The following is a 19,333-nucleotide window of genomic DNA, read 5'->3' on the forward strand; positions in this document are numbered from 1 at the left end:
ACTGGATTTCCCACCGCCGGGACGCTTCACCGGCACTAGGCTAAAAACATTCAAATCAGGCTCTTACGGCCTTTATCATCTCTAAACTGGTGTCCAACATACGGTTGGCAAAGCCCCACTCGTTGTCACACCACAAGAGTAATTTCACCAGATGGCCGTCGCTCACCCGCGTCTGGGTGCCGTCGACGATACTGGATCTGGGATCATGGTTAAAATCGCACGATACCAATGGCGCATTAGTATAGCCCACAACCCCTTGGTATGAGCCATTTGCCGCCTGAGATAATACCTGGTTCACTGTATCGATATCGACACGTTTATCTAAGGTGACCGATAAGTCAATTGCAGTCACATTAATTGTCGGCACGCGCACAGATATCGCCTCAAACTTATCCTTCATCTCGGGCAGGATACGCTCAATCCCTCTGGCCAGCTTGGTATCGACCGGAATGATCGACTGCCCCGCCGCGCGAGTACGTCTGAGGTCGTCATGATAGGCGTCGATCACTTGTTGATCGTTCATCGCCGAGTGAATCGTAGTGATGGCGCCGCTGCGCACCTTAAAGGCACGGTCTAGCACCTGGATAATGGGCACCAGGCAGTTGGTGGTGCATGAGGCGTTGGAGACCACCTGATGCTCCGCCTTGAGATCTTGATGATTCACGCCATAGACTATGGTGGCGTCTACGTCGCCGGATGAGGGGTGGCTGATCAGCACCTGTTTGGCGCCCGCCTTGATATGGGCCTCACAGGCCTGACGGTCGATGAGGGCACCCGTGGCCTCATACACGATATCGATATCCAGAGATTTCCAGGGAAGCTTCTCGGCATCTTCCTCATGCAGCAGCAGGATATGGTCATCCCCTATGGTCATCGTATTGGCGTCGAGTGACGCGGGAGACTGAAAGCGACCATGGGTAGTATCGTATTGGGTCAGATGAAGCATGGCTTCGGGGTTGGCAAGTTCATTAATGGCGACAATCTGGATCTGATCCCGCTTGCCTGACTCATAGAGGGCACGAAGAATCGAGCGGCCAATCCGGCCATAACCATTAATCGCAACTTTAATCATTAATTGCTTCCACTCCTAACACCGTCCTGAGATAGGCTTCTTATGCGACAACGGCCTATCGTCATCGATAAGCCGAGTCATCATGGCATAGGGCAACTGCTTGCCCTACGCCCTTGGTGGCAATGCCTTATAGTATGGCGTTAGCCTTGGCTACCACGTTTTCCACTGTGAAGCCGAAGTGCTTCATCAGCGCGCCGCCTGGTGCAGACTCACCAAAGGTGGTCATGCCGACGATAGCGCCGTCGAAACCGACATACTTGTGCCAGTAGTCGACGTGAGCCGCTTCGATGGCGACACGCTTGGTGACAGAAGCTGGCAGTACAGAGGCCTTGTAGTCTGCGTCCTGTGCGTCGAACACGTCTGTAGATGGCATAGACACCACACGTACCGCCTTGCCCTGCTCGGTCAGCGCCTTAGCTGAATCCAGTGCCAGCTGCACCTCACTACCGGTTGCGATCAGAATAAGATCTGGTGTACCGGCGCAGTCTTGCAACACATAAGCACCCTTGGCGATGTTAGCCAGTTGCTCTTCGGTGCGTGGCTGTGCAGGCAGACCCTGACGGCTGAACACCAGTGAAGTCGGCGCATTACGACGCTCGATAGCCATCTTCCATGCCACGGCAGTTTCCGCCGCATCACATGGACGCCATACCATCATGTTTGGTGTCATGCGCAGGTTTGCCAGCTGCTCAACCGGTTGGTGAGTCGGGCCATCTTCACCCTGACCGATAGAGTCGTGGGTGTAAACGAAGATGTTTTGGATGCCCATCAGTGCAGACATGCGTACCGCGTTACGGGCGTATTCCATGAACATCATGAAGGTCGCGCCGTAGTTGATGAAACCACCGTGCAGTGACACACCGTTCATGATGCCACTCATACCGAACTCACGCACACCGTAGTAGATGTAGTTACCGGCAGGATCTTCCTGGATACCCTTAGAACCAGACCATAGGGTCAGGTTAGAACCGGCCAGGTCGGCAGAGCCGCCGAGCAGTTCAGGTAGGGCTGCGCCGAAGGCCGCGATGGCATTTTGTGATGCCTTACGGCTGGCGATGTTTTCGCCCTTCTCTTGGCACTCTTTGATGAAGGCCTGTGCCTTCTCTTCGAAATCGGCTGGCAATTCGCCAGTGATCACGCGGCGCTTATATTCGGCAGCCAGCTCTGGGTAAGCGGCTTCATAGGCAGCAAGCTTCTCGTTCCAGGCAGACTCGTTAACCGCGCCCACTTCTTTAGCGTCCCAACCTGCGTACACGTCGGCAGGGATCTCGAATGGACCATGCTCCCAACCCAGGAACTCACGAGCCGCAGCGATTTCGGCATCGCCCAGTGGCGCGCCGTGACAGTCGTGGCTGCCAGACTTGTTTGGTGAACCGAAACCGATAATGGTCTTGCAGCAGATCATGCTTGGCTTATCGGTAACAGACTTAGCTTCTTCGATAGCCGCGCGAATCGCGTCGCTGTCGTGACCATCGACGCCGGCAATCACGTGCCAGCCGTAAGATTCGAAACGCTTAGCGGTATCGTCGGTGAACCAGCCCTCGACGTGACCGTCGATAGAGATGCCGTTGTCATCCCAGAAGGCAATCAGCTTGCCAAGGCCTAGGGTACCCGCCAGTGAACAGGCCTCGTGAGAGATACCTTCCATCAGACAGCCATCACCTAGGAAACAGTAGGTGAAGTGGTCAACGATATCGTGTCCAGGACGGTTAAATTGCGCCGCCAGAGTCTTCTCGGCAATCGCCATACCTACGGCGTTGCTGATACCCGCGCCCAGAGGACCCGTAGTAGTTTCAACGCCTGGGGTGTAACCATACTCAGGGTGACCTGGGGTCTTAGAGTGCAGCTGACGGAAGCTCTTTAGCTCATCCATCGGCAGTGCATAACCCGTCAGGTGAAGCAGAGAGTAAATCAGCATAGAGCCGTGGCCGTTTGAAAGGATGAAACGGTCGCGGTCGACCCACTCTGGGTTGTTTGGGTTGTGCTTCAGGAAATCATTCCACAACACTTCGGCGATATCGGCCATACCCAATGGCGCACCTGGGTGACCAGAGTTGGCTTTCTGAACGGCATCCATACTTAACACACGGATAGCGTTTGCGAGTTCTTTACGAGATGACATGCTCTCTCCTGCTGATTTGAATGTTGGGGATTTTGCGGGCCGAATTTGCGGGCAACAATGGGGGCATATTTTCCCCTACTCGCGGATGGGACGCAAATAAATTTCGCCCTTTAGCTTAGATTAAATCCTTCTAGACCCGAAAAACGGCGCTTCTGCCATCCCAGGTAAAACCTCGCTTACCGCCTTAGGGGGAGTCAGGATTTCACTTACCCGCGCCGGAACAAACCGCACCTCCTAGCCACCCCTCTTGGCCGCCGCGGCACTAATCCGTCCGAAGCGATCCTTTGGCAATAAAAAACTGGCGGCTTATAACGTCAATTAAAAACAGCAATAACAACAAGTTATGAAGAACTTTTATTTAAACTCATCCGAGGCATTAGAATAATTACCCGGTTTTACTCCACAATTTTCATCGAAAAGGGTGTTATCCGATCTGATTTCCACTAAAATGGCCGTCTAGATGTAGATACTTCTACACATTCGAATTGTTTAAAGACGAGATTTTTCCATTATGGCAAAGCACTTGTTTACCTCTGAGTCGGTCTCAGAAGGTCATCCAGATAAAATCGCCGATCAAATTTCTGATGCGGTACTCGACGCGATCTTAGAACAAGATCCTAAGGCACGTGTGGCGTGCGAAACATACGTCAAAACCGGCATGGTGATGGTAGGTGGTGAGGTGACCACCTCTGCATGGGTCGACATCGAAGAGCTAACCCGTAAGACGGTACGCGAGATCGGCTACACCCACTCGGACATGGGCTTCGACGCCGACTCTTGTGCGGTACTCAACGCCATTGGTAAGCAGTCTCCAGACATCAACCAGGGTGTCGATCGCGCCGATCCTAAAGAGCAAGGCGCCGGTGACCAGGGCCTGATGTTCGGTTACGCCAGCAACGAAACCGACGTACTGATGCCAGCGCCTATCACCTATGCCCACGCACTGGTGAAGCGTCAATCGGAAGTACGCAAAGACAAGACACTGCCTTGGCTACGCCCAGATGCCAAGAGCCAGGTGACCTTCGCCTACGAAGACAACAAGATCGTCGGCATCGATGCCGTCGTGCTTTCTACTCAGCACTGCGACAGCGTCAGCCAGTCTGATCTGATCGAAGGCGTGATGGAAACCATCATCAAGCCAGTGCTACCAGCACAGTGGCTGAACAAAGACACCAAGTACTTCATCAACCCAACCGGCCGTTTCGTTATCGGTGGTCCTATGGGTGACTGTGGTCTGACGGGTCGTAAGATCATCGTCGATACCTACGGCGGCATGGCACGTCACGGCGGCGGCGCCTTCTCGGGCAAAGACCCATCGAAAGTTGACCGCAGCGCGGCCTATGCGGCACGTTATGTGGCGAAGAACATAGTGGCAGCCGGTCTGGCGGATCGCTGTGAGATCCAGGTGTCTTACGCTATCGGTGTGGCCGAGCCAACCTCTATCAGCGTCGAAACCTTCGGCACGGGCAAGGTCTCTGAAGAAGTGCTAATCGGCCTGGTTCGTCAACACTTCGATCTGCGCCCATACGGCCTGACCGAGATGCTGGATCTGGCCCGTCCTATCTACAAGGCAACTGCGGCTTACGGTCACTTCGGTCGTAACGAGTTCCCTTGGGAGCGCACCGACAAGGCAGAGGCGCTACGCGCAGACGCTAAGCTGTAAGATTGGATTTCGCCAGTCAGCAAAAAGCCGCCCTTTGGCGGCTTTTTTGTATCTTGGTCAATGAGATATATTAATTGCGACTAGAGGACTCATTACCAGTAGAGAATCGCTTCTCAAGATAGAGGCTCACCATGCTGAAGAGCATGATGCCGACCCCGTCGGCCAGTAAGTCATAGCCATCGAAGGTGCGACTGGGAAAATACTGCTGACTGCACTCCTCGATGATCACCACAATCGCCACCACCACAGCCCCCAGATAGGGCCGCACCTTGCCGAGGGACACACGCCTGAAATGACTGCCGACATTGGCAAACAAGGTCAGGGTGCCAAACAAGATCATATGCCCGAGCTTGTCACCGTAGGGAATCGAATGGGCCAGCTCAAACAAGGGGTTGCTGCGCCCGGCATCGGCGCTGACAATCAGCCAAACCAGGAAACCACTGAATAATACGCCCAGCAGGGCAAAGGTTCTCACCATCAATTAGGACTCATCCTTAACATTCTCACGCCGCTCATCAGGCGCTCCTCTTGGCGACTCGCACTCATGCTTAACTCGCCCTAGCCAGCGGGCTAACAGTGGTCGAAGTGGGCATACTGCATACACATGAAGCTCAGCTGCTGGGCGTTGAGCAGCGGCACCTCGACCCTTCTAGCCGTCGCCAATCGCGCCTCGGACGGCCCCGCCATGGGCCGAATCTCGGCGCTATAGGCGTTACTGAAACCACAATCAAACCAGTGCCCATCCCAATTCGCAACATAGATGGCACGCGGCTCATCGCTCAGCTCGAGACACTCGCAGCCAAGCTCGGCCTGGGCCGCCAAGGCGGCTAACAACTTGAGGTTATCCAGGGCGCTGAGGGTGACGCCAGCATAGGGCTCAACTAGCTCGGCAAGACGCGGCGGGAAGCCTTGCATCTTGCTCTCAGCCATCTTGCTCTCATTCATGCCACTCTCGGTATTATTGCTCGTCATAAGGTCCCCCCCTATATAGCGCCTGCGGTATCGACCGCCAGCAGATAGTAGCCGCGGCCGTCGAACTCGAAGAAGTCCAGCACCTGCATGCCCCCCTTCTGGGTATGGGCGGCGAAGGAGCGTTCGTTCTCTTCGGCGATGAAGGTAACCATGTAGGGATACTGAGGAGCTACCCGTGTCTTGAGCTCGGCCACCAACTCGGCAAACAGGCCCGTTCCACGCTGAGATGGTGCGATCCAGATAGGGCCATACTGACAGCTGTTGGCTTTATTGATTATACCCGAGGCAGTCTCGAAACGGTCCATCTCGAAGCGGCTCGTCTCGAGCCGTTTCACCAGAGAGCGATACAGGGGCCATTCCCCAAAGAAAGACCAGTGACCGGCGATCACATAGCCGGCGATCTCCCCTTCCCGTTCGGCCAACAGCAACCAATGCTTCTGAATCAGCTCGGATAACTCCTGGCGACTAAAATGCTGGCCCGTCATCAAAGCGCCGCGTTGTCCTGGGGTCAACTCGGCCTGCCACTCCCTCGCCTCCAATTCGACGAGGGCATCGAGATCGGCACCTGTGGCCAAGCGGATAGTCATGACAGACTCTCTATACTCAATTGAAACAAGGATATCCCCTTAAATATTCGGGCTATTTGCAAAATAGCTCATCGACTACCACACTTAACAAACTTGAAACACCAATAGGTTAGAGCCGATCATGCTGCCGGAAAACATTCATACGGGTGTGAGTATACTTGAAAACGATAACGCGCAAATCAACTTAGTCAGGTGGATGCATCAATGTGAGCTGATGAAACGCTATTTCGAGGCCGATGTAGCCTTCGTCGCCCAGCAGACGGATCTTGGCTTTGAGATCATCGTCAGCTCCATCAACGACACCCGCAAATTTCTCTCCGGCACCCTGTATAACGAAAAATTCGAGCTCTTTACCCGCCTGTCCAACAGCCAGCCCGAAGGGATCAACCTGGATCTGAGCCGAGAATCCAATGCCGAGCTGCCTAAGGATCTCGCCACCGCCAGCAGCCTGTTATCCCGGCCGATTCTCTGGCCAGACGGCACAATTTTCGGTTGCCTCTGTGTGGTCAATCCTGGCAGCAGAGAAACCGCCAGCAATAACGCCTTCATGCTGGAACCCTTCCAAATATTGTTGCAGCAAGATCTGGCGCTACTTTGTCAGAGTCAGCGTATCGAGTCGCTGTCGATGCGCGACCGTGACACAGGCATGTTGAATCACTACGGCTTTATCATGATGGCGCCCAGACAGCTCAACCTGGGCAGACGCTTCGGTGCCCATGCAGGCATACTCTTCTTCGAGCTCTATCCCAATCCACCTATGATAGATGAGATAGAGGACAAACATATCCGGCTACTTGGCAACATCATCCAGGACACCATACGCACCGCCGACATCGCCGCACACTACAGCCACAGCCAGTTCGTGGTATTGGTCTTCGTCGATGCCGAGCGCGACCTTAGCCATATCAGCCGCAGGGTCGAAAAGCTGCTGGCCCAACAAAACGATCGCCTACGGCTGGACTCGGGGCACTCCTTCTTCGCTCCCGATTCCTCCGCCAAGTTGGCGCCTATGCTGGAACAGGCCAAGCAACAGCTCAAGTCCTATCATCGGAACGAGGATGCGGTGGAGACGGAGAGCAAGGGCTAATTTCGGCCGTTTCTGTTAGCAAACAGATACCTGCACAGTGGGGTAATAGAGAATAGAAAATAGATTTTGCTCGCAAAAATTGAAAATTTACATTCTCACAACATATGATTTTTGAGTATGATGTAAACACTTTGTGTCGTCAGTCTTTAGGCTGATCGGCAGAGACTAGCGAGTTATGCAATTAAATAATAACAATAAGAGAGCACTACTATGCTGTTAGAATGCGCCGATACCAGCCTCTGGCTCAGGGAAGCCGATCATCCCGCCATTACTCTGCCACGTTGGCAGCAACAAGTTGATCTACTTAATGAATTTTATCAGGCTCAGGCCAGTGTGGTACTGCAATGTATCGACGGCGAATATCAGGTCGTCTGTAGTCGCCAGCGCACGGATCTCAATCTCTATGCCGGCACCCAGTTTTATGATGCCAGCCTGACCCACGCCCTGAGCAAGCATACCGCCTACGGCCTGCTGGATCTCACAGAGAGCCAAGATCCCGAGAGTCATCTGGCCCGCTTCGACAGCCTACTGGCCCTGCCCCTCTACTGGTCAGACGGTCAGGCCTTCGGGGTGATGCTGATCTGTGACAGCCAGCGCAGCAAACATTTTCAGCGACTCCTGCCGCTCATGGAAAACGCCAAGGCCCTGATCCAGGCGGAGCTCAAGCATCTGTTCCTGATGCAGCAGATCCAGATGATGTCGGTACAAGACGACCTTACCTGCATGCTCAACCCCTATGGTTTCAACCTGATGGCGCCGAGACAACTCAGCCTCAGCCGTCGTTTCGGTTCCCATGCGGGTATCGTCCTGTTGCAAGATAATACCCAGTACAAGGGACAACTCGAGCAGGGCCATGGACTCAGACAGCTTGCGCGAGTCATACACCATAATATGCGTGATGCCGATGTCTCGGCCCGTATCGAGGATGGCCTGTTTGCCATCTTGGCCTTCGTCGATAGTCAGGCCAATCTCGAATCCCTCACCAAGCGCCTGCTCAAGCAGATCGCCAAGGAGGAGATCAAGGCGGAGATTAGCATAGGCGTGAGCTTCTTCACCCCTACCACACATCTGGCCATAGAACCTATGGTCGAGGCGGCGAGACAGAATCTACATGCCAACCAAAAGCAGACACAGCAGGGCGACGTAAAGGCTTAAGGCAAATTTAGCCTTGGTTATCTTGTTGTGTTTCCGCTTGAGTCTGATCCTGCGCCTTTGCCCATTGAATGAAGAGCACTATGGGGAAAGGCGACATCATCACCAGACCCAGACCTAGCAGACTAGAAACCAGCAGTATCCCCTGCATCTGCTCTGCCCAAGAGGTCAGGCCATAGATCCCCAGGCCCACCATCACCATCGCGAGTCCCAGCCAGTGGGCCAGTTTTAATCCTGTCATCATCGCTTTATCTTTCCCATATCAGAAAATTTGCCGTCGGTGTCCGCCAGCCGACAGTAGAAACAGCTTAGCATGAACAAAATATCATGGAAAAACCCCGATTAAGGCTTTTTAATTAAGAGTAAGCTTGTCAAAATATCTGTCTCACAGAATTGGAAGTTTCCCCATGTTTAAGAAGTTTATTTTTATCGCCGGTACCTTGCTCGGCTTATCAGCCTGTCAAAGCACATCTCTCATGGGCGGCGAGGATCTGGATATTTTAGGTAGCTGGCACATAGAGGCCGCCCAGGGTAAGGCCGCCATCGATTACAGCCCGGCTCAGCTGGTGTTTGCCGAAGATGGCGCACTCAGCGGCAATAACAGCTGCAACCAATTTTTCGGTAAGTATCAACTGGACGGCCAGGCGTTGACCCTCTCCCCAGCCGGTAGCACGATGAAAGCCTGTGTCGATGCCCTGATGCAGCAGGAGCATACCGTCATGCAGGCCATGTCTGAGGTGACCCAGGCCGAGCTGGCCAAAGGTAAGCTGCTGCTCAAAGACGCAGACGGTAAGACCCAGCTGGTACTCAGTAAGCAGTAATTATCGAGATTAGCCCCACAAAAAAACCGCCTTTAAGGCGGTTTTTTTATAGCCTAGCGGCTTAGCTAGTCTAAATTAGCTAGCCTAAATTAGCTATCCAGGCGCTCTGCCAGTATCTGGCTCTGCTCGGCGTCGGCGTTATAGTGCTCCAGGTCAAGCTCATCTTCTGACTTGGCGATCACTGTAGTGGCCACCAGATCCCCCGACACGTTAACCACGGTGCGCGCCATATCTAGGATACGGTCGATACCCGCGATGATGGCCACTCCTTCCAGCGGCAGACCAACTGTCGTCAGTACCAGGGTCAACATCACCAGACCGGCACCAGGGACACCTGCGGTACCGATAGAGGCTAGGGTCGCGGTGAGAATGATGGTGATATAGTCGACCCAGGTGAGATCGATGCCAAAGGCCTGGGCAACAAACAGGGCGGTAACCCCCTGATACAGGGCGGTGCCATCCATGTTGATGGTGGTGCCCAGGGGCAGAACGAAGCTGGAGATCTTCTTGTTGATCCCTAAAGACTCGCTGGCGCATTTCATGCTGGCAGGCAGAGTACCGGCACTGCTCGAGGTAGTATAGGCCACCGCCAACGCATTGCTGATCCCCTTGAAGAACTGCACCGGGTTAAGCTTGGCCACAAAGGTCAGCACCAGGCTGTAGAAGCCTATGATATGCAGGGCGCAGCCGATATAGACCGCCAGGATCACCTTGATGAGCGGCATCAACATGTCCATGCCATATTCACCTGCCACCCAGGCCATCAGGCCAAATACCCCGTAAGGCGCAAGCTTCATCACCATGTCGGTCAGCTTATACATGGCCTCGGCAAGGCTCTCGAACACCTTGATGGCGGGCTTACCGTGATCGCCAATCAATACCAGGGCGATACCCAGAGCCACGGCAAAGACGATCACCTGTAAAATCTGTCCACTGGCCAGCGCCGCGATGGGGTTGGTGGGCACTATGTTAATCAGTGTCTCCATGATGGAGGGCACCTCTTTCACCGCGCTGTGACTCTCCGCCGAGGTCATCGCCAGCCCCGCGCCGGGCTGCATGAAGTGCCCCACGGCTAGGCCGAGTGTGATGGCGATAGAGGTCGTTCCCAGATAGAAGGCGAAGGATTTAAAGCCGATTCGGCCCATCTTGGCGGTATCCTGCATTGAGGTCACGCCGACAATCAGGGAACAGAACACCAAGGGGACGATCAACATCTTGATGGTGTTGACAAAAAGCGTACCTATCGGCTTGAGCAGTACCGCCTGCTCACCCAGGCCTAAGCCGGTACAGATACCCAGGAGCATACCGATAAGGATTTGTAGCCACAGGGGCACAGACATCCAGCCAGACCAGGCACGGCCCAGCCAAGAAGAGGTTTGTTGACGCATCATTAATAACCTTGAATCGCGAGAGTGGTTTGGTCCTGCCGCCCTTATTCCTTCAGAGCAAGTTGCAATGCTGCAAGCGGCAGACGCAAATGGGAACGGGATAATATCAGAGAAACCTGCAGTAAGCTGTGATTCATATCAAGCGCGGCCTATCAGGCCTCGAAGTAAACCGATTCCTGCTTGGCGTCGACCCTGAAGGTATGTAGGGCGGCAGGGGGCTGTTCGCGCTCGATCAGGTGGCTCCAGTAGGCGTCGTCGAAGCCATGAAACAGGCGCTCCGCCTTGCCCTGGGATTTTAAGATCAGGTGCCACCACACCAGTCCCCAGACGCCGAGGGTGGCCAGGGTCAGCAGGAAGTGTAGCAGATGGTTCAACCTATCCAGCTCCTGAGCACGAACCAAGCTATCACGCTGATTTTGATTGATTTTACTAGACTCTCTCTGCTCAGAATCACTCATCTTATCACCCCATAGACACTTCGCAGCCCCATCTTCAAAGCATAGCAGAGTTAGACTTTAGTCTAAGAGCCAATCGAAAAAATTCTGCCCCGGCTCAGCAGAGAAGCATGCTAGAGTATGGCCAAATTTAAGGAGGCGATAATGCAAATAAGAAAAGGCCAACAATCGGATCTCAGCGCACTGGTACAGTTTAACCAGGCCATGGCCAACGAAACCGAGGGGCTCAGCCTAGATCAACAGACCCTCACTAAGGGTGTACAGACACTACTCGAAAATCCTGCCCGCGGCTTCTATCTGGTGGCCGAGGAGGCTGGAGAGATCTTGGGCTCACTCATGGTCACCTTCGAGTGGAGCGACTGGCGCGCCAAAGACTACTACTGGATCCAGAGCGTCTATATCCGCCCAGAGAATCGTCGTCAGGGGATCTACGCCAAGCTGTATCAGGCGGTGAAGCAGATTGCCGAGGAGGCAGGCGGCGCCGCCAGCTTCAGACTCTATGTCGAACAGGAGAATCACAAGGCGCAAAAGACCTATGAGGCCCTCGGCATGAAGCAGAGCTACTACCTGATGTATGAGGAAAAGTAGCCGATAACCAAACATAAAAAAACGCCCCTGAGGGCGTTTTTTTATGGCTCATTTACAGAGCTGATACGCAAGGCTTATACACAAGCCTTATGCACATATGCTGGTGACTTTGATCGCCAGGCCGCCCTGGCTGGTCTCGCGGTATTTCACATGCATATCCTTGCCGGTCTCATACATGGTGGCGATCACCTTATCCAGGCTGACTCTGGGCTCGCTGTTGCGGCGTAGTGCCATGCGCGCCGAGTTAATCGCCTTCACCGAGGCGATAGCATTGCGCTCGATGCAAGGCACCTGCACCTGACCGGCAACGGGATCGCAGGTCAGCCCCAGGTTGTGCTCCATGCCGATCTCGGCGGCGATACAGACCTGGGCCGGATTACCGCCCATCAGCTCCGCCAAGCCGGCGGCCGCCATAGAGCAGGCAACCCCCACCTCTCCCTGACAGCCCACCTCGGCGCCAGAGATAGAGGCGTTACGCTTATACAGGCCACCGATCGCCGCGGCGGCGAGAAAGTAGCGGCTGTATTCCTTGGGGCCGACGGGCTGAATAAACTTGTCGAAATAAGCCAGCACGGCCGGGATGATCCCCGCCGCGCCATTGGTGGGCGAGGTCACCACACGGCCCCCGGCGGCATTTTCTTCACTCACCGCCAGGGCAAACATGTTGATCCAGTCGACGATCATCATAGGATCCGCCGACAGGCGCTCACCCGTGGCCAGCTGGCGATACAAGGCCGGCGCCCTGCGCGGTACCCTTAACGGGCCGGCCAAGACTCCTTCGGTGTGACAACCGCGCTCGATCGCCTCCTTCATGGTGTGCCACACCGCCTCGAACCCCTCGGCGATATGGGCCTCGCTATGTAGCGAGCGCTCATTGGCCATCATGATGGCACTGATGCTCATGCCCGTCTCCTGGCACAAATCCAGCAGCTCGGTGGCATTGGCGAAGGGATATGGCAAGACCACTTCGTTGGCCGCCGTCATCCCAAAATGCTCCTCGTCGACGATGAAACCGCCGCCGATAGAGTAATAGGTCTTCTTGTAGACGCACTGGGAGCCGATATAGGCGCTCAGGGTCATGCCATTTTCATGCAGCGCCAGGGCTTCGCGATGAAACACCACGGCCTCGGGCGGAAAGTCGACCCCGTGGGCCTCGCTGCCCAGCGGCAGACAGGAGGTCAAGGCCACCTGGCGAATAAACTCGGGCGTCAGGTCGATATCCACCGACTCAGGACTGTTACCCGCCAGCCCCATGATGATGGCGCTATCCGTGTGGTGGCCCTTGCCGGTGAGCGACAGGGAGCCATAGATATCCACCTTGACGCTGGTGATACTCATTAGTTCTCCACGCTGACGCAGGTCGTCAACAAATCCTTTGGCAGCCTTCATCGGCCCTACAGTGTGCGAGCTGGAGGGACCCACACCTATCTTAAAAATATCAAATGCGCTAACCATAAATACTTCCACAGAGATTCGCCCGACGGTCTATCGCCGGGCGCGACATGAGTCGATTAAGAGAGCATGCCGAAGAGGATGGCCGTCATCGCCAGCAAGCCAGCCAGGATCACGAAGATGTTGCTAATGCGACCACGGTAAGCCTTCAGTGCAGGCACCTTATAGACGGCATACATAGGCATGAGGTAGAGGATGGCTGCAATAATAGGGCCGCCCAGGGCCTCGATCATCCCCAGGATGCTCGGGTTGATCACGGCAACGCCCCAAATGGTCAGGAACATGAAGCCGAGAATAAACTTGTCGATCTTGGCGTCCGACACTTCCTTGTTGCTGCTGCGCAGCTGCTTGGTGATGATCCCCCTCAGGCCCTCGGTGGCACCCAGATAGTGACCGAAGAAAGAGGAAACGATGGCGATCACCGCGATGATGGGGCCGAAGTAGCTCACGAAGCCACTGGCATGCACGTTAGCCAGATAAGAGAGGATCGGTAGATTCTGCGCCTTGGCCTCCGCCAGCTGCGCCGGACTGAGTGACAACACGCAAGAGAAGACGAACAGCATCACGAAGCCCACCAACATCATGCTGGTGTTACGCAGGATCACATCGGCCTTCTTGGCGGCATGGCTGCCGTGTTGCTTCTTCAGCGATACCGAGAACTGCGAGATGGCCGGCGAATGGTTGAAGGCAAACACAAGTACAGGAATGGTCAGCCAAACGGTACCTAAGAACTCACCGGCGGCAGGCACTTCCATCAGGGCGTCTATCTTCCAGCTTGGGATCAGGTAGAGCGACATGAAGGCCAGAATCCCCACCAGCGGATACACCAGCAGTTGAGTCACCTTGAGCATGAACTTCTCACCAGACACCATCACAGACATCATGCCCAGCACTAAGATACCGGCCAGCAGGAAGCGTGGCGGCGAGGCCATTCCCAGCTGGTTAACGATGAAACTGTCGACCGTGTTGGTGATCCCCACGCCATAGATGAGCACTATGGGGTAGATGGCGAAGAAGTAGAGTAAGGTGATCGCCTTACCGGCGCCGACACCGAAATACTCCTCGACCACATGGGTGATGTCGCTGCCCTGACGCTGGGAGGAGCAGACGAAACGGGACAGGCCCCTGTGAGCCAGATAGGTCATTGGACCTATGATGACGGCCATCAACACCAGTGGCCAGAAGCCGCCCATACCCGCATTGATGGGCAGAAACAGGATTCCGGCGCCCACTGCGGTGCCGAAAAGACTCAACATCCAGGTTGTATCGCTGCGAGTCCAACCTTGGCGCTGCGTGAGATTAACATCAGAGATTGTCGCTTCGTTTTGCATAAAATAACCTTATCGATGCTCTAGCATCTGAGTGGTCCGACGCCCCGCCATACGGCGCTTTTTCGCCCGGCGAGCACGACTAAAATTCGGGCACAGCATATAGCAGCCGGGTCGCCAGAAATTGATCTGACACCCTTTTTTGTAATGAATTTTCAGAATGAATCGGCTTTGTGAGCCAAATCGAAATTATTACGTTATAAATTTTCATAACGGCAATCTCACGCTAACCAAAGCGAACCAGAACATCACATCCACGTTACCCTTTTTCACATCTGTTAAACTAAGGTCATCTCGTCCCAGCCCAGCGCCAGAGGCTTTCGTCGCCACAAGCTGGCATTAACGGGTTAAGGAATTCGCCGCACGCCCAGCCTCCCCCGCCATGCATCCCGAGACGCTTTATGGCAAAATGGCGCCCTGTCGATTCATTCACTTTTGGAATACCCATGCCCAGCGCTCTCAGCCAACAAGCTATTCTTCGCATCACGGTCGGCTCGACCAATCCCGTCAAGATAGGCGCCGCCCGCAATGCCCTCTCTCTGCTGTTTCCCGAAGCCGAGATCCTCTGCCAGGGCATACACGCTCCCTCGGGGGTTGCCGCCCAGCCGATGACAGATACTGAGACCCGCGAGGGCGCCATCAACCGCGCTCGCTACTGCGAGCAACAAGGTACGAAGGATGAGGCATTAGCGGCCGATCTTTATGTTGCCATGGAGGGCGGGGTCGACCTGTTCGATCACGGCGCGGCCACCTACGCCTACATGGCCATCATCCATAGGGGACAACTCAGCATAGGTCGCAGCGCCCAGCTTCCCCTGCCCGCCCGGGTGTACGACGCCCTGGTGGCCGGTGAAGAGCTTGGCGATGTGATGGACAGGCTGTTCAACACGGTCAACATCAAACAGAAGGGGGGCGCTATCGGTCTCTTTACCCAGGGCAAGGCCAGCCGTGAGAGCGTCTATACCCAGGCGATAGTGTTGGCGATGGCGCCGCTATTAAACCCGGCGATCTTCGCCTGATCAGCCGTCGGGGGTCGCCACAAGTCTTAATCCAGGTAAGGAGAAACGAGGCAGGTTAGGCCAGGCCGAACCTGTCCAGATGATTACATTAGCAAAAGCTTGCATTTCTCTTTTTAGGGATCTAAGTTAGATGTATATCGCAACTATATAGCTCACACGGATCTTAACCATGTCACCATCTTGCCCTTCGATACACGAAGAAGCCTGTCTCTCTCAGGCTGTCGAACTGCCCCAGACCTGCTCTTCATTGCGCAGCCTGTCGAGGCAATTGGTGAGGCAACTGGGCATGCTCAACTCCGCCTGTGGCGATCAGCCACTGTCGCCGGTGCAGGCCCACGCCTTGATCGAACTCGGCGCTCAGGAGCTGTCGATAAAGCAGCTGGCCCTGGCCCTGAATATCGACAAGTCCAATGCCAGCCGCGCCGTGAGCCAACTCTGCGACAAGGGCTTTGCCAAGAGTCGCAACAACCCCAGAGACAGCCGCAGCTCGCTGTGTCAGCTCACTCCCCAGGGCAAGCGTCAGCTCAGCCGCCTGAACGAACAACAGAACAAGATGTACCAGGAGATCCTGGCTCAGCTGTCACCTGAGCAGATAACCCAGTTGGAAACCAGCCTGGGCCAATACACCCGCGCCATCGATCTGGCCAACGCCCAGCAGTGCTATGAGATCCGCAGCCTCACCCGGGAAGACAACCCCCATATCGCCAGGGTGATCCGCAATGTCTCCGCCGAGTATGGCCTGACGCCAGACAAGGGCTACAGCGTCGCCGACCCTACCCTGGATGATCTCTACAGCGTCTACCAGGACGATAAGGCCCACTACTGGGTGGTCGACTACAAGGGCTTAGTGCTGGGCGGCGTCGGTATCGCGCCGCTACCGGGGCACGATGATGTCTGCGAACTGCAGAAGATGTACTTCGACCCCAAGCTCAGGGGTAAGGGCTTTGCCAAACGCATGGCACTACAGGCATTCGAGTTTGCCCGCGCTCAGGGCTTTAGCCAATGCTATCTGGAGACCACCGCCTGCCTGAGCGAGGCGATCAATCTCTATGAGAAGCTCGGCTTCGAGCACCTCTCAGCCCCCCTTGGCAACACGGGCCACGATGCCTGTGAAATCCCCATGCTGCTTAAACTTTAGCCGCAGAAATTACAAACAAATCATCAAGATAATTTTTGAGTTAGGGAGAGATAAATTAGCTAGTGTTTCAGATTAAAGCTTGCTAGCCTCAGAGGTAATCCTCGCGCATTCTGGAGATTTGAATGGACTACACAAGACTCCCCCATTCCAGCTTAGACGTCAGTAAAATTTGCCTGGGCACCATGACCTGGGGTGAACAAAATACTCAGGCCGAGGCCTTCGAGCAGCTCGATTACGCCATCGGACAGGGCATCAACTTTATCGATACCGCCGAGATGTACCCCGTACCACCTAAGGCCGAGACCCAGGGAGAGACAGAGCGCATCCTGGGCAACTACCTCAAGGCCAGGGGCAAGCGTGACGATCTCATTATCGCCACTAAGGTCGCGGCCCCTGGTGGCAAGAGCGACTATATCCGTCAGAACATGGCGCTGGACTGGCGCAACATCCATCAGGCGGTTAACGACTCCCTGGAGCGATTACAGATAGAGACCATAGATCTCTATCAACTGCACTGGCCGGATCGCAACACCAACTTCTTCGGCGAGCTCTTCTACCAAGAGCAAGATGACGAAAAGCTCACCCCCATAGTGGAGACGCTCGAAGCCCTGGCGGATCTGATCAAGGCGGGTAAGATCCGCTACATAGGTGTCTCCAACGAGACCCCATGGGGATTGATGAAGTATCTGCAGCTGGCGGAGAAGCACGGCCTGCCGCGCATCATCAGCGTGCAGAATCCCTACAACCTGCTTAACCGCAGCTTCGAGGTGGGCATGGCCGAAATCGCTCACAGGGAAGAACTGCCACTGCTGGCCTACTCGCCACTGGCATTTGGCGCCCTGAGCGGCAAATACCTAGACGGTCAATGGCCAGAGGGTGCCAGACTCACCCTGTTCAAGCGCTTCGCCCGCTACACAGGTTCGCAGATGGCCCTAGATGCCACCCAGGCCTATGTGGAGCTGGCGCGGGAGTTCAACCTGAGCCCGGCGCAGATGGCATTGGCCTTCGTCAACGGCCGCCGTTTCGTGGGCAGCAACATCATAGGGGCGACTAACCTCTACCAGCTGAAAGAGAATATCGACAGCGCGGCCGTCAGCCTGAGTGACGAGCTGCTGGGCAGAATCGACGAACTGGCAGACATCTATCGTATCCCCAGCCCCTAAAACCAGGCTAGTGATGCCCTAAAAGGCTAATTGAACTTGCATTAGGCGCTGAGATCTCCCAAGATCTGAGCGCCTTTTTTGTTTGAACCACCCAACGGACCCAATCGATGGAATTTAGCCAGCTGCGCAGTCAGTTTCCCGCCCTCACCCAGTCACTCGGCGACTATCCGCTGGTGTATCTGGACACGGCCGCGACCAGTCAGAAGCCCCAGGGGGTGATCGACGCGATGAGTCGCTACTATCAGGCGGACAATGCCAACGTGCACCGTGCAGCCCATCAGCTGTCTGCCCGCGCCACCAGCCAATATGAGGCGGTGCGCGACAAGGTGAAGGCTTTCATTAATGCAGACCGCCGGGAAGAGATCATCTTTACCCATGGCACCACAGAGGGGATCAACCTGGTGGCCCTGGGGCTGGCCAGCCAGCTAAAGGCTGGGGATCTGATTCTGTTAGACAGCGCGGCCCACCATGCCAATATCGTCCCCTGGCAGATGCTGGCTAAACAAACCGGCGCCGAGATAGTGCCCATCCCGCTCACGGACGAGGCGCGCCTCGACCAAGACGCCTACCGACAGCTGCTCGCCCGTAAGCCGAGTGTCGTCGCCCTGTGCCATGTCTCCAACGTGCTGGGCACGGTCAATCCCGTTAAGGAGATGATCGCTCAGGCCAAGGCGGTCGGCGCACTCACACTCATCGACGGTGCCCAGGCGATCGCCCATCTCGAGGTGGATATGCAGGCCCTGGATTGCGACTTCTACCTCTTCTCCGGCCACAAGATGTATGGTCCGACGGGTATAGGCATCTTATATGGCCGCTATGAAGTGCTCGACAAGCTAGATCCCCTGCTCACCGGCGGCGAGATGATCAAGCAGGTGAGCTTCGAAGGCACCACATTTAATATCCTGCCCAATCGCCTCGAGGCAGGCACCCCGCCCATTGCCGAGGTGATAGGCCTTGGCGCCGCCATCGATTTCATCCAGTCGCTGCCGCGCGAGGCCGTCAGGGCGCACGAACAGGCTCTGCTCAAACGCCTTCAGGCCAAACTCAAACAACTTGGGGGCATCAGCCTCTATGGCGCCCACGACGACAATGTCGGCGCCGTGGCCTTTAACCTTAGCGGCGAGCATCATCAGGATGTGGGGATTTTGTTGGATCAGCAGGGAATTGCCGTGCGCTGTGGCCATCACTGTGCCATGCCACTGATGCAAACCCTGGGCCTTGCTGGCTGCTGCCGCGCCTCCCTCGGCGTGTATAGCACGGATGAAGATATCGATCGCTTCATCCAGGCGCTAAAATCGGTAAAAGAGCTGCTGCTTTAAATGTATG

19 protein-coding genes are annotated in these 19,333 nt (G+C 55.3%); 9 read left to right on the forward strand and 10 right to left on the reverse strand.

Annotated features, from left to right (window positions below):
* Positions 1–55: 55 nt before the first annotated feature.
* Together epd and tkt are read right to left on the reverse strand one after the other, a co-directional pair.
* A complete protein-coding gene (gene epd, locus L1D43_RS13465; protein WP_239852336.1) occupies positions 56–1,072 on the reverse strand; it encodes an erythrose-4-phosphate dehydrogenase in 1,017 nt (338 codons plus the stop codon).
* Between the two features lie 127 nt (positions 1,073–1,199).
* Complete coding sequence (gene tkt / locus L1D43_RS13470) at positions 1,200–3,194, reverse strand: transketolase (RefSeq protein WP_239852338.1); 1,995 nt, start codon at positions 3,192–3,194, stop codon at positions 1,200–1,202.
* Positions 3,195–3,705: 511 nt separating this feature from the next.
* Between tkt and metK the strand changes: the two genes are divergently transcribed.
* On the forward strand, positions 3,706–4,857 hold the full coding sequence (gene metK / locus L1D43_RS13475; RefSeq protein WP_239852340.1) for a methionine adenosyltransferase: 1,152 nt from the start codon (positions 3,706–3,708) through the stop codon (positions 4,855–4,857).
* A 70-nt stretch (positions 4,858–4,927) separates the two neighbouring features.
* Here the strand turns inward: metK and L1D43_RS13480 are convergent, their stop codons facing one another.
* From L1D43_RS13480 to L1D43_RS13490, 3 genes are all read right to left on the reverse strand, one after another.
* Positions 4,928–5,335 (reverse strand): VanZ family protein, encoded by a 408-nt coding sequence (locus L1D43_RS13480; protein WP_239852342.1) that lies wholly within the window; start codon positions 5,333–5,335, stop codon positions 4,928–4,930.
* 92 nt (positions 5,336–5,427) lie between these two features.
* Positions 5,428–5,829 (reverse strand): hypothetical protein, encoded by a 402-nt coding sequence (locus L1D43_RS13485; RefSeq protein WP_239852344.1) that lies wholly within the window; start codon positions 5,827–5,829, stop codon positions 5,428–5,430.
* Between the two features lie 11 nt (positions 5,830–5,840).
* A complete protein-coding gene (locus L1D43_RS13490; RefSeq protein WP_239852346.1) occupies positions 5,841–6,416 on the reverse strand; it encodes a GNAT family N-acetyltransferase in 576 nt (191 codons plus the stop codon).
* Between the two features lie 121 nt (positions 6,417–6,537).
* On the opposite strand from L1D43_RS13490, the gene L1D43_RS13495 reads away from it, so the two are divergent.
* Both L1D43_RS13495 and L1D43_RS13500 read left to right on the forward strand, forming a co-directional pair.
* On the forward strand, positions 6,538–7,503 hold the full coding sequence (locus L1D43_RS13495; protein ID WP_239852348.1) for a GGDEF domain-containing protein: 966 nt from the start codon (positions 6,538–6,540) through the stop codon (positions 7,501–7,503).
* Positions 7,504–7,713: 210 nt separating this feature from the next.
* Positions 7,714–8,658, forward strand: a complete 945-nt coding sequence (locus L1D43_RS13500) for a GGDEF domain-containing protein (RefSeq protein WP_239852350.1) — start codon at positions 7,714–7,716, stop codon at positions 8,656–8,658.
* 7 nt (positions 8,659–8,665) lie between these two features.
* Here the strand turns inward: L1D43_RS13500 and L1D43_RS13505 are convergent, their stop codons facing one another.
* The gene (locus L1D43_RS13505) at positions 8,666–8,899 is read right to left on the reverse strand and encodes a hypothetical protein (RefSeq protein ID WP_239852351.1); all 234 of its coding nucleotides are present in this window, start codon (positions 8,897–8,899) and stop codon (positions 8,666–8,668) included.
* Positions 8,900–9,062: 163 nt separating this feature from the next.
* Here L1D43_RS13505 and L1D43_RS13510 point away from each other — a divergent pair, with 163 nt between their 5' ends.
* Positions 9,063–9,476 carry an META domain-containing protein gene (locus tag L1D43_RS13510; protein ID WP_239852352.1) on the forward strand — a complete coding sequence of 138 codons (414 nt, stop codon included), beginning with the start codon at positions 9,063–9,065 and terminating at the stop codon, positions 9,474–9,476.
* Between the two features lie 89 nt (positions 9,477–9,565).
* Here L1D43_RS13510 and L1D43_RS13515 read toward each other — a convergent pair whose 3' ends face one another.
* Both L1D43_RS13515 and L1D43_RS13520 read right to left on the reverse strand, forming a co-directional pair.
* Positions 9,566–10,864 carry a dicarboxylate/amino acid:cation symporter gene (locus L1D43_RS13515; RefSeq protein ID WP_239853223.1) on the reverse strand — a complete coding sequence of 433 codons (1,299 nt, stop codon included), beginning with the start codon at positions 10,862–10,864 and terminating at the stop codon, positions 9,566–9,568.
* 152 nt (positions 10,865–11,016) lie between these two features.
* The gene (locus tag L1D43_RS13520) at positions 11,017–11,322 is read right to left on the reverse strand and encodes a DUF4234 domain-containing protein (protein WP_239852353.1); all 306 of its coding nucleotides are present in this window, start codon (positions 11,320–11,322) and stop codon (positions 11,017–11,019) included.
* Between the two features lie 141 nt (positions 11,323–11,463).
* Here L1D43_RS13520 and L1D43_RS13525 point away from each other — a divergent pair, with 141 nt between their 5' ends.
* The gene (locus tag L1D43_RS13525) at positions 11,464–11,907 is read left to right on the forward strand and encodes a GNAT family N-acetyltransferase (protein ID WP_239852354.1); all 444 of its coding nucleotides are present in this window, start codon (positions 11,464–11,466) and stop codon (positions 11,905–11,907) included.
* Positions 11,908–11,994: 87 nt separating this feature from the next.
* Here L1D43_RS13525 and L1D43_RS13530 read toward each other — a convergent pair whose 3' ends face one another.
* Both L1D43_RS13530 and L1D43_RS13535 read right to left on the reverse strand, forming a co-directional pair.
* Positions 11,995–13,362 carry an L-serine ammonia-lyase gene (locus L1D43_RS13530; protein ID WP_239852355.1) on the reverse strand — a complete coding sequence of 456 codons (1,368 nt, stop codon included), beginning with the start codon at positions 13,360–13,362 and terminating at the stop codon, positions 11,995–11,997.
* A 56-nt stretch (positions 13,363–13,418) separates the two neighbouring features.
* The gene (locus tag L1D43_RS13535) at positions 13,419–14,690 is read right to left on the reverse strand and encodes a serine/threonine transporter (RefSeq protein WP_239852356.1); all 1,272 of its coding nucleotides are present in this window, start codon (positions 14,688–14,690) and stop codon (positions 13,419–13,421) included.
* 443 nt (positions 14,691–15,133) lie between these two features.
* Between L1D43_RS13535 and yjjX the strand changes: the two genes are divergently transcribed.
* The 4 genes from yjjX (at position 15,134) to L1D43_RS13555 (ending at position 19,326) form a co-directional block, all read left to right on the forward strand.
* On the forward strand, positions 15,134–15,706 hold the full coding sequence (gene yjjX / locus L1D43_RS13540) for an inosine/xanthosine triphosphatase (protein WP_041508515.1): 573 nt from the start codon (positions 15,134–15,136) through the stop codon (positions 15,704–15,706).
* 169 nt (positions 15,707–15,875) lie between these two features.
* Complete coding sequence (locus L1D43_RS13545; protein WP_239852357.1) at positions 15,876–16,844, forward strand: bifunctional helix-turn-helix transcriptional regulator/GNAT family N-acetyltransferase; 969 nt, start codon at positions 15,876–15,878, stop codon at positions 16,842–16,844.
* A 122-nt stretch (positions 16,845–16,966) separates the two neighbouring features.
* Positions 16,967–18,007, forward strand: a complete 1,041-nt coding sequence (locus tag L1D43_RS13550) for an NADP(H)-dependent aldo-keto reductase (protein ID WP_239852358.1) — start codon at positions 16,967–16,969, stop codon at positions 18,005–18,007.
* A gap of 107 nt (positions 18,008–18,114) precedes the next feature.
* Entirely contained in the window at positions 18,115–19,326 is a 1,212-nt protein-coding gene (locus tag L1D43_RS13555; RefSeq protein ID WP_239852359.1) for a cysteine desulfurase, read from the forward strand.
* Positions 19,327–19,333: the final 7 nt, after the last annotated feature.

It is taken from the genome of Shewanella sp. Isolate8 (assembly GCF_022398495.1).
In the GTDB taxonomy this organism is placed as follows: domain Bacteria; phylum Pseudomonadota; class Gammaproteobacteria; order Enterobacterales; family Shewanellaceae; genus Shewanella; species Shewanella aquimarina.